Source organism: Caryophanon latum, assembly GCF_001700325.1.
GTDB classification, from domain to species: domain Bacteria; phylum Bacillota; class Bacilli; order Bacillales_A; family Planococcaceae; genus Caryophanon; species Caryophanon latum.
Map to the genome: position 1 here is coordinate 62,760 of NZ_MATO01000015.1, position 12,504 is coordinate 75,263.

14 protein-coding genes are annotated in these 12,504 nt (G+C 45.6%); 10 read left to right on the forward strand and 4 right to left on the reverse strand.

The features are described from left to right. Nucleotides 1–55: 55 nt before the first annotated feature. Together A6K76_RS04090 and A6K76_RS04095 are read right to left on the reverse strand one after the other, a co-directional pair. On the reverse strand, nt 56–310 hold the full coding sequence (locus tag A6K76_RS04090) for a hypothetical protein (RefSeq protein WP_066462371.1): 255 nt from the start codon (nt 308–310) through the stop codon (nt 56–58). Between the two features lie 57 nt (nt 311–367). After that, on the reverse strand, nt 368–1,336 hold the full coding sequence (locus A6K76_RS04095) for an alpha/beta hydrolase (RefSeq protein ID WP_066462373.1): 969 nt from the start codon (nt 1,334–1,336) through the stop codon (nt 368–370). Between the two features lie 223 nt (nt 1,337–1,559). On the opposite strand from A6K76_RS04095, the gene A6K76_RS04100 reads away from it, so the two are divergent. Together A6K76_RS04100 and A6K76_RS04105 are read left to right on the forward strand one after the other, a co-directional pair. Further along, nucleotides 1,560–2,030 carry an SACOL1771 family peroxiredoxin gene (locus A6K76_RS04100; RefSeq protein WP_066462375.1) on the forward strand — a complete coding sequence of 157 codons (471 nt, stop codon included), beginning with the start codon at nt 1,560–1,562 and terminating at the stop codon, nt 2,028–2,030. Then, a complete protein-coding gene (locus A6K76_RS04105) occupies nt 2,027–2,902 on the forward strand; it encodes a 5'-3' exonuclease (RefSeq protein WP_066462377.1) in 876 nt (291 codons plus the stop codon). The genes A6K76_RS04100 and A6K76_RS04105 overlap by 4 nt, the downstream gene beginning before the upstream one ends. Here the strand turns inward: A6K76_RS04105 and A6K76_RS04110 are convergent. Together A6K76_RS04110 and A6K76_RS04115 are read right to left on the reverse strand one after the other, a co-directional pair. After that, the gene (locus A6K76_RS04110; protein WP_066462383.1) at nt 2,888–3,406 is read right to left on the reverse strand and encodes a C39 family peptidase; all 519 of its coding nucleotides are present in this window, start codon (nt 3,404–3,406) and stop codon (nt 2,888–2,890) included. The genes A6K76_RS04105 and A6K76_RS04110 overlap by 15 nt on opposite strands. Nucleotides 3,407–3,475: 69 nt before the next feature. After that, nucleotides 3,476–3,793 carry a thioredoxin family protein gene (locus tag A6K76_RS04115; protein WP_066462384.1) on the reverse strand — a complete coding sequence of 106 codons (318 nt, stop codon included), beginning with the start codon at nt 3,791–3,793 and terminating at the stop codon, nt 3,476–3,478. 235 nt (nt 3,794–4,028) lie between these two features. Between A6K76_RS04115 and A6K76_RS04120 the strand changes: the two genes are divergently transcribed. From A6K76_RS04120 to A6K76_RS04155, 8 genes are all read left to right on the forward strand, one after another. Beyond that, the gene (locus A6K76_RS04120) at nt 4,029–6,410 is read left to right on the forward strand and encodes a 3-hydroxyacyl-CoA dehydrogenase/enoyl-CoA hydratase family protein (protein ID WP_066462385.1); all 2,382 of its coding nucleotides are present in this window, start codon (nt 4,029–4,031) and stop codon (nt 6,408–6,410) included. Between the two features lie 29 nt (nt 6,411–6,439). Continuing rightward, entirely contained in the window at nt 6,440–7,612 is a 1,173-nt protein-coding gene (locus A6K76_RS04125) for an acetyl-CoA C-acetyltransferase (RefSeq protein WP_066462386.1), read from the forward strand. A 252-nt stretch (nt 7,613–7,864) separates the two neighbouring features. Next, nucleotides 7,865–9,646 (forward strand): acyl-CoA dehydrogenase family protein, encoded by a 1,782-nt coding sequence (locus A6K76_RS04130; protein ID WP_066462391.1) that lies wholly within the window; start codon nt 7,865–7,867, stop codon nt 9,644–9,646. Between the two features lie 190 nt (nt 9,647–9,836). Continuing rightward, nucleotides 9,837–10,826 (forward strand): hypothetical protein, encoded by a 990-nt coding sequence (locus A6K76_RS16900; RefSeq protein ID WP_211271733.1) that lies wholly within the window; start codon nt 9,837–9,839, stop codon nt 10,824–10,826. Between the two features lie 66 nt (nt 10,827–10,892). After that, complete coding sequence (locus A6K76_RS04140; RefSeq protein ID WP_066462393.1) at nt 10,893–11,249, forward strand: arsenate reductase family protein; 357 nt, start codon at nt 10,893–10,895, stop codon at nt 11,247–11,249. 130 nt (nt 11,250–11,379) lie between these two features. Further along, entirely contained in the window at nt 11,380–11,760 is a 381-nt protein-coding gene (gene gcvH / locus A6K76_RS04145) for a glycine cleavage system protein GcvH (RefSeq protein ID WP_066462395.1), read from the forward strand. 96 nt (nt 11,761–11,856) lie between these two features. Further along, a complete protein-coding gene (locus A6K76_RS04150; RefSeq protein WP_066462397.1) occupies nt 11,857–12,222 on the forward strand; it encodes a toprim domain-containing protein in 366 nt (121 codons plus the stop codon). Continuing rightward, on the forward strand, nt 12,183–12,485 hold the full coding sequence (locus tag A6K76_RS04155; protein ID WP_066462400.1) for a thioredoxin family protein: 303 nt from the start codon (nt 12,183–12,185) through the stop codon (nt 12,483–12,485). Before A6K76_RS04150 ends, A6K76_RS04155 begins: the two co-directional genes overlap by 40 nt. The last annotated feature ends 19 nt before the right edge of the window (nt 12,486–12,504 follow it).

Below are 12,504 nucleotides of genomic sequence, written 5' to 3' on the forward strand. Positions count from 1 at the left end.
TGAATGTATAAAAAGGCGGTATTGGGAAAGTGCATTTTCCCAATACCGCTTTTTGTTAGTTTTGTACTTCTACGTCTGCTCGGTCAACGATTTTAAAATCTTTGTTTGAGTTTTTGTCATTCATTGTAAGCATGACGTTATGAATGAAGCCTAAATAATGCGCAGCTTCCTCTACACCTTCTTCAAATACGAAAAAGTCGTAATCGGTTTTGTTCTTTTTGCGCACGATGATGCTGCCTGTTGTCGTCGTCCAGCGCACATATTTTCCTTTGTTTAATGCTTGCATTACTTGTGATTTTGTTAAAGCCATGAGTGACGCTCCTTTATTATTCGATGGGCTTTACTATAGCGAACCGCGTTTTAAATGTCAATTGCGACAATAGCGCGTTAAAAACGTCACGAGCCGCTCGAACGTTTGTTGTGCGTGTGGCGTGTCGAGCAAAAATTGATATTCGTGTAAAAGTTGTGCGTCCGCCTCGTCATACAACACGACGTCATGCTCGATTTGCTTGTCGGCAAGCTCTTGAGCAAGTGCTTGTGTATGCGACGTAAATGTAAACGCATTGCCGTCTGTTAAAAACGTCGGCGGGAAGTTCGGCGGGATATGTCCAATTAACGAAGCATTCGCTGTGTTCGTCGATGTTTGCCAGTGGCGGTCGTTCATATATGCCCAACCGGCGCGGTGAAGCAAGGCGGCGAGCCATTTTTTACTGCTGAGCGTATCGAGCTGTGCTAAATCGTACGGACCACAGCAAAGAATCGTACCAGCAATTGACGCGGGAGGTACAACTTGTGGTACAGTGATCTTTTTAGCGTACGACTCATCAAGCTGCGAGACGACGAACTGAGCAGCAATTTGCGCACCGGCTGAATCACCAGCGAAAAAAATATTGTTTATAGTAACTGTATCGGCGTGATGCGTGACGATATGTGTGTATAGCTCAGCTAGTTGGAGAAGTGGTGTCGGGTACGTTGCTTCCGGTGCGAGCGCGTAGTTCATCGTTACGACGTCGAAGCCATTTGCAGCAAGCATCGATGCATAAATCGCTACGTCCTCTTTATCACCACCTACGTAAGCCCCACCGTGTACCCAAATAATTAATGGTTTTTGCTGTTTTGTACGATTTACAAATAAATCATACGTGTTCATGCTAAAATGGGAACGATATCGCAAGTTTCGGTTTACGGAGTAGTGAGCTCGTAATGTATGAAAGTTTGGAGGCGCAGTAGCAAGCCCGTTTTTAAATGCAGCACGTACAATGTAGCTTGCAGGCTTAGGTGATAAATAGCAATACGCAGCAGCTGCAATCGCTAGTCCAGCAATTCGTTTTTTCATAGACGACAACCTTTCAAAAAGACGTTTTATTTTTAGTTCATCACCGTAAACTGGGGTTGACACATAAAGGTTGCTTGAAACGAGAGGCGGACTCCAGCGGGAAAAGCGTGAGCGCGAGACTACAGGCTCAAGCCACGCCCGCGGAAAGCCTGCCTCGACGTGGAAAGCAATCCCAAGTTATGGTGAAGAGCCTTATTTTTAGTATAAAGGATGGAGATGTAAAATGATTCATCATTTTCAGTTACAGACGACGTGGACAGGTGGACGTAACGACTCCGCAACGATTCATGCCGGTAATTTGCAGACGGCTGTATCGATTCCAAAAAATATGGGCGGCCCGGGCATCGGCACGAACCCAGACGAAATGCTGCTCGGTGCGGCGGCGACGTGCTACATCATTACGCTTGCTGCGATGCTTGAACGCAGTGGCATCGAGGCACAAATTGATTTGCAGTCGCATGCACAAGTAGATGTCACAAACGGCGTATTTACGTATAAGCGCATTACACATATGCCGACAATTACGCTTGCTGTAAAGACTGAAGCAAGGAAGCGAGACGTCGCACAGCGCTATGCACAAAAGGCGGAGGAAACGTGCATGATTAGTAAAGCGTTGCGCGGAAATGTCGATATTGATGTGCGGGCGATCGTTACGGTACGAGATGAGCTAGAAGAGAGAGGATTTATAGAATGAAACACTTATTATTAGTAGACGGCATGGCGTTATTATTCCGTTCGTTTTTCGCATCAGCAGCGATGAACCAATACATTCGATTAGAGGATGGGACACCGACGAATGGCGTACAAGGTTTCGTCCGCCATGTAATGACAGCAGAGACGATTTTTCAGCCGACGCATATCGCCATTTGTTGGGATATGGGAGCGCATACGTTTCGCAACGAGCTGTACGATGGCTATAAAGCAAATCGTCCAGCACCACCAGAGGAAATGAAGCCGCAATTTGATTTAGCGAAAATGATTGCTGCAGAGCTTGGTTGGACGAATTTCGGTCAAATCGGTATGGAAGCAGATGACTCGATCGGCTCAATGGTCGAGAAGTGGAAGCGTGATGCGAAAATTACGGTCATTAGCGGCGACCGCGACTTATTGCAGCTGCTTAATGCTTCAACGACGATTGCATTAACGAAAAAAGGCTATACACAATATGAGCTATACGATGAGGCGCGTTTCGTTGAGGAGTACGGCATTGCACCAGCGCGCTTTGCGGATGTGAAGGCGTTTATGGGCGACAGCAGTGATGGTTACCCAGGCATTAAAGGCATCGGCCCAAAAACGGCGTTACAACTCATTCAAACATACGGCTCAATTGAAGGAGTACTTGCGAATTTAGATGTATTAAAGCCAGCGCAGCGCACAAAAATTGTCGACAATTTAGAAATGCTTAGTTTATCGCATCAATTGGCGACAATTCAGTGCAGTATGGACATTGCGTTACAGTTAGACGATTTAGCGCGCAGTCCTTACACCGCAACGCATGAGCAAATGCTACAGCAAAAAGGCTATCGTCTCATTGTGAAGCATGCAAAGTCATTAGGTGTGCTGTAACGGTGTGATGCGAATGAACGTTAGAACGTTTTTTTCTTTTTTATATTGAAATGAACGGACGCGACTTTCTCGGTTGCGTCCGCCATTGTCGTGGATGAATAACGTCAGCTCATTCGTCGCATCGTAACCAATGAGCGGCACCCAATGATACGCAAATAATGCAGGCGTAAAAAAGCGCAGCGAAAAATATTTGTCGAACTTCACGGCAACAAGACGACCGGCATCAATTTCGGCCATCGCTTGCTCGACTGTGCAGTTGTCAACGAGCCAGCCCGGACCTAAGTAGCGGCGCATATTTCGTTTGAAGCGCCATGTGAATAAGCCGATTTTCGTGCCGCCGAGCATGTCATAAAAGTCGTTGATTGATTTGTTAACCGCTTGCTCGCCGAATAAATAGTTCATCATAACGTACGCGGTCGTCGGGCCACAAGCAGAAGGGCGATATTGTTCTTTGACGTCGGTGCTATATTGTGAGCACCCTTTTACGTTCAATCGCTTTTGCATAACATTCCTCCAATCCATTGAAAAAGGGACGAGCTACGTGTCAGCTGACATATGCTCATCCCTTTTTGATTATTTTTGTGCGTCTAAAAAATCTGTTACTTGCTCTGGAGATTTTGCGTTTGCACTATGTAAGTGTGCAAGCTTTTCGCCGTTTTTGAAAATAAGTAAGCTTGGAATGCCGCGAACTTCTTGTTGTTCTGCGATGTCCATTAACTCGTCACGATCAACCTCGAACCATTTGTATTCGTTGTACTCTTCAATAATTGGATCGATAAACATGTTCATGCGTACGCAGTCAGGGCACCATCCAGCTGTAAATTTAACGATAACTGGTTGCTCTGTGCTTGTGATTTCTTGGAATTTCTCTACTGTGCTAATACGTTCCATGTTGAAACACCTTCCTTTTCTCAATTTAGTGTACACAATTTTTAATAGGCAAGATAGTGAAATGCTTATGCTAGCGGATTTTATGCATATTCGAGAATAAATGTATGATAAACGAAAGAAAAATGTTGCGTTGTGACATGAAATATTTTACACTTAGAGCAGAAAAGCAGTTTCACATTTTTTTTGCATCAAAAATGAATGACTATTCATTCGTGTGTAAAAGGGGGAAATGAACGTGACGTATCGTATTCAAAAAGCAGCTGTTTTAGGGTCAGGTGTAATGGGCTCAGGTATTGCGGCACATTTAGCAAACATCGGGATTCCAACACTTTTATTAGATATCGTACCAAAGGAAGTAACAGAGGAAGAGGCGAAAAAGGGGTATACGCTAGAGCATCCAGCTGTGCGCAATCGCTTCGCAGCAACGGCGGTCGAGAAATTAAAAAAGCATAAGCCAGCACCGCTCGCATCAAAGGAAAGTTTGCACCGCATTACAGCATGTAACTTAGAGGATGATTTAGACAAGCTAAAGGACGTTGATTGGATTATCGAAGTCGTTGTCGAAAATTTAGCGGTGAAAAAGTCGCTGTTTGACAAAATTGAAACGGTGCGTAAAGAGGGGACGATCATTACATCGAATACTTCAGGCATTTCAATTGAAGCGATGGCAGAAGGTCGCTCAGACGATTTCAAACGTCACTTTATGGGCACGCATTTTTTCAACCCACCGCGCTATTTAAAGTTACTTGAAATTATTCCGCATGCGGAGACGTCACCAGAAGCGCTAGCGTTCATGAAAACGTTCGGTGAAGACGTATTAGGTAAAGGAGTCGTTGTCGCAAAGGATACGCCAAACTTTATCGCAAACCGCATCGGCACGTACGGCTTAATTGTGACGCTGCAAGAGGTGGAGCGTAACGGCTACTCAGTCGGTGAAGTCGATTCCGTAACAGGTCCGTTAATCGGTCGCCCAAGCTCTGCGACATTCCGCACGCTTGACGTCGTAGGACTCGATACGTTCGTACACGTATCACGCAACGTATACGACAACACGACGGGCGAGGAGCAGCAAGTGTTTGCCGACTCACCTCTTATGGTGAAAATGGTCGAACAAGGCATGCTCGGCGCAAAATCAGGCTCGGGCTTTTTCAAAAAAGAAGGCAAGGATATTTTAGAGCTCGACGTCGCATCATTTAGCTACGTGCCAAAGAAGAAATTGAAAACACCATCGATTGAAATGGCGAAGCAGCTAAAGGGCAAGCAAAAAATGCAGACGCTCGTATACGCAGACGATCGCTCAGGACAGCTTCTTTGGAACGTATTTTCAAAAACGTTACGTTACGCCGCACAGCTTCACGGTGAAATTGCGGATGATATCATTGCAATCGATAACGCGATGAAATGGGGATTCGGCTGGAAGCAAGGACCGTTTGAGCTATGGGATGCAATCGGCGTTGAACAATCGGTTGCGAAAATGAAAGCAGAAGGAAGCGACGTGCCGGCGTTTGCTGAGAACTTACTTGCAAAAGGTTACACGACGTTTTATAGCGAAGTGGACGGTGAGCGTGCGTACTTCGATGGTAACGATTACGTAGTCATTGAGACGAACGATAAAGCAATCGACTTAGCGCGCTACAAAAAGAAGCACGGCATTATTAAAGGCAATAGCGGTGCAAGCTTAATCGATTTAGGTGATGGCGTTGCGCTACTCGAGTTCCATTCACAAAGCAACGCAATCGGCTTAGATATCGTTGCGATGATTAACGAGTCGATTGACATTGTCGAACGTGACTTTAAAGCGCTTGTTATCGGCAATCAAGGGAAAAACTTCTGCGTCGGTGCGAACTTAGGCATGATGCTCATGGAAGCGCAAGACGACAACATTTTTGAGCTTGATTACGTTATTCGCTCATTCCAAAAGGCGATGCGCCGCATTAAATATAGCAATAAGCCAGTCGTTGTCGCACCGTTTAATATGACGCTCGGTGGTGGTGCAGAAGTGTGCTTACCAGCAGCGCACATTCAAGCGGCACATGAGACGTACATCGGCTTAGTTGAAACAGGTGTTGGTTTAATTCCTGGCGGTGGCGGCAGCATTGCGTTATACGAAAAAATGTTAAGCGGCTATCCAAAAGGAGTGCGCTTTGACTTACAAGAAGTGGCGAACAAAGTATTTGAAACGGTAGCGATGGCAAACGTGTCAACGTCAGCAGCGGAGGCACGCAGCTTAAACTTCTTACATGAAGCGGACGGCATTTCGGTAAACGTAGATCATCTATTATATGATGCAAAGCAAGCGGCAATCGCACTCGCGGACGCAGGCTACAAAGCACCGACGCGCAAAAAAATTCCAGTAACGGGCGCAACAGGCTACGGGACGTTAGTAATTGGCGCACAAGGACTGCTTGATTCAGGCTTTATTTCAGAGCACGACTTCTTCATTGCGAAAAAGTTAGCGTTCGTGTTAGCAGGCGGCATGGTGCCATACGGAACAGAAGTCGATGAAGATTACTTATTAAACTTAGAGCGCGAAGCATTTTTACAGCTCATTGCCCATCCGTTATCGCAGCAACGTATGCAGCATATGCTCGTAAAAGGAAAGCCACTGCGCAACTAATTTGTAGTTCATAAAGGGGGAAATATCGTATGCGTGAAGCAGTTATTGTAGCAGGTGCACGTACAGCCGTTGCAAAGGCGAAAAAGGGGTCGCTTGCAACAGTTCGTCCAGATGATTTCGGTGCAGCTGTCGTAAAGGAAACGTTAAAGCGAGCAAATTATACAGGGCCGGTCGATGATGTTATTTTAGGTTGCGCGATGCCAGAAGCGGAGCAAGGGATGAACGTATCACGCGTAATCGGCGCACTTGCTGGCTTACCAAATACAACGCCGGCAATTACGATTAATCGTTTTTGCTCATCTGGTCTACAGTCGATTGCGTACGCAGCAGAGCGCATTATGATTGGACATGCAACAGCAATTATTGCAGGGGGCGTTGAATCGATGTCGATGATCCCAATGGTCGGCAACAACCCGCGCTTAAACCCGAAAGTTGCTGAAGAAATGCCCGCGTACTACATGGGCATGGGACATACAGCGGAGCAAGTCGCACAAAAGTATAACGTATCGCGTGAGGACCAAGATGCATTTGCCGCACGCTCGCACGAATTAGCTGAAAAGGCGATTAAAGAAGGTAAGTTTAAAGATGAAATTGTACCAATCGACGTGACGCATCATTACGTAGATGGTGACAACAAAGCGGCATCGCGCACGTTTACATTCGATACGGACGAAGGGGTACGTCCAGGAACGTCAGTGGGATCGCTAAGCAAGCTGCGCCCTGTATTTCACGTAAAAGGCTCGGTAACAGCTGGCAATGCCTCTCAAACGTCTGACGGTGCAGCAGCAGTGCTCGTCATGGATCGTGAAGAAGCGGAGAAGCAAGGGCTACAGCCAATCGCGAAGTTTTTAAGCTTTGCAGTAGGCGGCGTACCACCAGAAGTGATGGGCATTGGACCAATTGTTGCGGTACCGAAAGCGTTAAAGCTAGCAGGGCTAACGATCGACGACATCGACCTTTGGGAAATTAACGAAGCGTTTGCCTCACAATCGATTCAAGTTGTACGCGAGCTCGGCATCGACATCGACAAAGTAAATGTCAACGGTGGCGCAATTGCACTTGGGCATCCACTTGGGGCAACGGGAGCAATTTTAACGGTGAAGCTACTAAACGAGCTGAAGCGACAAAATAAAAAGTACGGTGTTGTCACAATGTGTATCGGTGGCGGTATGGGAGCAGCGGGCGTGTTTGAAGTTTTATAAATGGAGTTGAAGCACTTCTTTTAAGCGTGAAAACGAAATTAGTGTTGTATTGTCGTGGCAGAGCACGCGCGGCGAGACTCCTTGGGGAATAGCATGAGCTTGAGACTACAGGCCCAAGTCATGCCCCAGGAAAGCGAGCCGCAATATGCGCACTGCCAGTTACGTCGTATCAACATACTTATTATGAAATACCAGTTTGCTTAATATTGTTCGACATAAAGAGCCAACACAAAGGACAGGGAGGAATTTCGTATGACAGAAACGACAAACATTATTAAAGGTGGCGCATTTTTAATTGAAGAAACGGAGCTAGCACGCGTGCTAACACCAGAGGATTTCACAGATGAGCAAAAAATGATTGCGAAAACGACGGAAGAATACGTATCAAACGAAGTAATGCCGTTAGTTGAAAAGCTTGAAAACCACGAGTTTGAGCATTCTGTGCAGCTTCTAAAAAAAGCAGGCGAGCTCGGCTTACTAGCAGCGGACGTACCTGAAAAATACGAAGGCTTAGGCTTAGATAAAGTTTCTTCAGCACTCATTACGGAAAAAATGGCAGTTGTCGGTGGCTTCTCGATTACGCATGGTGCACATGTTGGCATCGGTTCATTACCAATCGTACTATTTGGCAACGACGCACAAAAATCGAAATACTTACCGAAGCTGGCAAGCGGTGAATTGATCGCTGCGTATGCGTTAACGGAGCCAGGATCAGGTTCAGATGCACTCGGCGCGAAAACGACGGCGAAGCTAAGCGAAGACGGCACGCACTACATTTTAAACGGTGAAAAGCAATGGATTACGAACGCAGGCTTTGCGGACGTGTTCGTTGTGTATGCAAAAATCGACGGTGAGCGCTTCACAGCATTTATCGTAGAACGCGCATTTGACGGTGTATCAGTCGGCGCTGAAGAAAAGAAAATGGGCATTAAATCTTCATCAACGCGCACGCTCATTTTACAAGATGCAAAAGTGCCAGTTGAAAACTTACTTGGCGAAGAAGGTCGCGGTCACGTTATTGCGTTTAACATTTTAAACATCGGACGTTACAAGCTAGGTGTCGGCACAGTCGGCAGCTCAAAGCGTGCATTCGAGCTTGCAGTGAAGTATACGAATCAGCGTCAGCAGTTCGGCACACCGCTTTCGAAATTTACGTTAACACAAGAAAAGCTTGCGACGATGGCAGCGCGTATTTACGCATCAGAGGCGCTGAACTACCGCACAGTTGGCTTGTTCGAGGATCGTTTAAGCCAATTGTCAGAGGCGCAGCAAGATGACGGCAAGCAAATTGCGGCGGCGATTGCAGAGTACGCGATTGAATGTTCAATTGCAAAAGTATTCGGTTCGGAAACGCTTGATTACGTAGCTGACGAGGCAGTGCAGTTACACGGTGGTTACGGCTTCATGGCAGAGTACGAAGTGGAACGCATTTATCGCGATTCACGTATTAACCGCATTTTCGAAGGCACGAACGAAATTAACCGATTAATTGTACCTGGCACGTTTATGAAAAAGGCGTTAAAAGGTGAATTGCCATTGCTACAAATTGCACAGCAGCTACAAAGCGAGCTGTTATCGATGATGCCAGAAGATGTTGGTACGTCACCGCTTGCACAAGAGGCACAAATTGTGAAAAATGCGAAAAAGCTCGGCGTGTTAGTCGCAGGTGTCGCAGCACAGCGCTTCGGTGCAAAGTTAGAGCGCGAGCAAGAGGTGTTAATTAACATCGCAAATATCGCAAACGAAATTTTCGCAATGGAATCAGCATTACTGCGCACGCAAAAGGCGATTGAACGCGACGGTGTAGAAAAGTCAGCACAGAAAATTTTATACACAGAAATTTTCGTGCAAGAGGCGTTTGAGCGCATTGAGAAGGAAGCGAAAGATACAGTGCTTGGTGCATTAGAAGGCGATCAAGCGAAAATGACGTTATCGGCGTTCCGCAAATTACTGCGCAGCAACCCGCATAACTTAATTGCAAAGCGTCGTGAAGCAGCAGCGAAGTTAATTGAGGCAGAGCGATATATCGTTTAATGATTAGCCAATATTTGTAATCAATAAAATAAAGTAGCTGGAAGCGGACAGCTACTTTGAGTTTATTGATAATTGTAAAAATGTGGTCGTTTCGTATGAGACGTCCGCATTTTTTTATGCTTTTGTAGGTGAAAAGTACAGTGTTGTGACGATATATAACTAAAACTATACAACGAAAGGTTGGTGTCGTATGGTTCAGTTTTTTAAGCGTCTATTTTCTTCGCGACCTGTGCCGCCTCAGGATCAATACGATGAGCGAGGTTTTAACGTTTATGGAGACCATCGAAATGGAACGAAATACGATGATGAAGGCTACGATATACGCGGCTTCCATCACGAAACAGGAAAAACTCGCCAGCGCAAATATTACGACGAAAATGGTTTCGATGCAAAAGGTGTGCATCAATCAGGAAAAAAATATGTAAATGGGTACGATTGCTTCGGCTACGACGCGCTCGGCTTTAATAAAGAAGGTTATAACCGACAAGGATTTTATAAAGATGGCTTTAATAAAGACGGGTATGACGAGGATGGATTTAACCGACAAGGTATAAACGAATTCGGCTTTAATCGAGAAGGCGTTCATAAAAATGGCACGCTGTATGATACGAAAGGCTTTAATGCGAGCGGCTTTAATAAGGACGGGCTCGATCGACAAGGCTATAACCGTGGTGGCTTTAATAAAGAAGGTTACGACCGACAAGGTTATGACGAAACAGGCTTTAATAAGAAGGGCTATGATAAAGAAGGATACAATCGAAGCGGCTTTGATAAGGAAGGGTACGACCGCTACGGCTTTAATAAAGATGGCTACGATAGCGAAGGGTATGACCGACGCGGCTTCAATAAAAAAGGCATCGACCGAGAAGGCTTTAACGAGCAAGGCTTCGATAAATATGGCTTCAATCGTACAGGGAAAACAGCGCAAGGCTATGATAAAGACGGTTACGATGAGGACGGCTTTAATAAGGAAGGCTTTAACCGACAAGGATGGAATCGCGAAGGCTACAATAAAGAAGGGTTTAATGCGGCAGGCTACAATGAGGCAGGGTATGACCGTTTTGGCTATGACGAAGACGGGTACGATAAAGACGGGCTCGATAAGGAAGGATTTGATCGTGCTGGCTATGACCGACAAGGCTACAATCGTTTCGGTGAGCGCAAGCAGGACGGTGTATGATATTAGTTTGATTTCGAGACATTGTTGCGTATAATAAAGGCAGAAATAACGAGGGAGAGAATGAACATGACAATTACTTTGATTCAATATCCGAAATGTACGACGTGTCGTAAAGCGAAAGCATGGTTAACGCAAAATGGCGTAGCGTTTCAGGATATTCATATCGTTGAGCAAACACCGAGCGCTGCACAAATTCGCGCATACCATGAAGCAAGTGGCGTGCCGCTGAAAAAGTTTTTCAACACGTCAGGACAAAAATACCGCGAGCTTGGTTTAAAGGATCGTTTAGCGACGATGAGTGAGGACGAAATGTACGACTTGCTTGCATCAGACGGCATGTTAATTAAACGTCCAATCGTAACAGACGGGCAAAAGCTAACGTTAGGCTTTAAGGAAGCGGAATTTGAAGCGACGTGGAAGTAACGAACTGTCTTGATTGGACACAACAATGTAGCTTGTTTTCGTATGGAAACTATGGCACACTTACATTAATATAGCTCTCTGTTGCCTCATACGATAGCGAGCTTGTTATTACATATTTGGAGGGATTTTCATGAGCGTACCAGCAGGATTATTTTATTCAAAAGAACACGAGTGGGTAAAAGTAGAAGGCAATAAAGCGTATATCGGTATTACGGAATTCGCACAAAACGAATTAGGTGACATCGTATTTGTAGAGCTACCAGAAGTAAACGACACGATTGCAGCAGGTGACGTGTTCGGTAACGTAGAATCAGTTAAAACTGTTTCAGATTTATATGCGCCTGTTTCAGGTACAGTCATCGAAATTAACGAAGCGTTAGCAGATAGCCCAGAGCTTGTGAACGAATCACCATACGAAGATGCATGGATGATCGCGATCGAGCTAGAAGATGCATCACAGCTAGACGCATTATTAGATGCAGCTGGCTACGAAGCAGTCATTGCAGAATAATAGATGATGAGCCGTTTCACGCATTCGTCGTGAAGCGGTTTTTTTGTGCTGCTTGCGCCTTTGTTTTACAATACAACAAAAGGAGGCGATTGCGTAATGCAATGTATTATCGTCGAAGGAAAGGCGGACGTTGCGCAAATTGCACCGCTGTTAACGGGTGACGTGCACGTGTTAAAAACGAACGGCACGATGAGTGAAGTGGCGTTAGAGGAACTAGTCGAGCCGTATGCGCATATGGAGCTGTTTACGCTATTTGATGCAGACTATACAGGTGACAAGCTGCGTGCGCTCATGAACCGACTGTATAGCGAATGCACGCACATTTACATCGATGAGCAGTTTGAAGCTGTAGAGAAAACGCCGCGCCACGTGCTGTATACATTGCTGCACGACGCCTCACTACATGTAAAGGGTGACAACGGATGCAACAGTGGACGAGAGATGAATGGGAACAAACAATAGCGAGCGAGCGACGAACGGCGTTTTATTTATATACGCCGATGTGTGGCACGTGCGCGGTCGCAACGAAAATGATGGATGTTATTGAGCAGCTGCTGCCAACACTTCCAATCGGTAAAGCAAATTTGAATTATATGGAGCAAGTCGCATACGATTATGAAATCGAAAGCGTGCCGTGCTTACTCATTGCACAAGACGGTAAAGTGACGGAAAAAGTATATGCATTCCAATCCGTACCTCATTTGTACGAATTGTTGAAAAAATGATTGACGCTTCACAATTCAT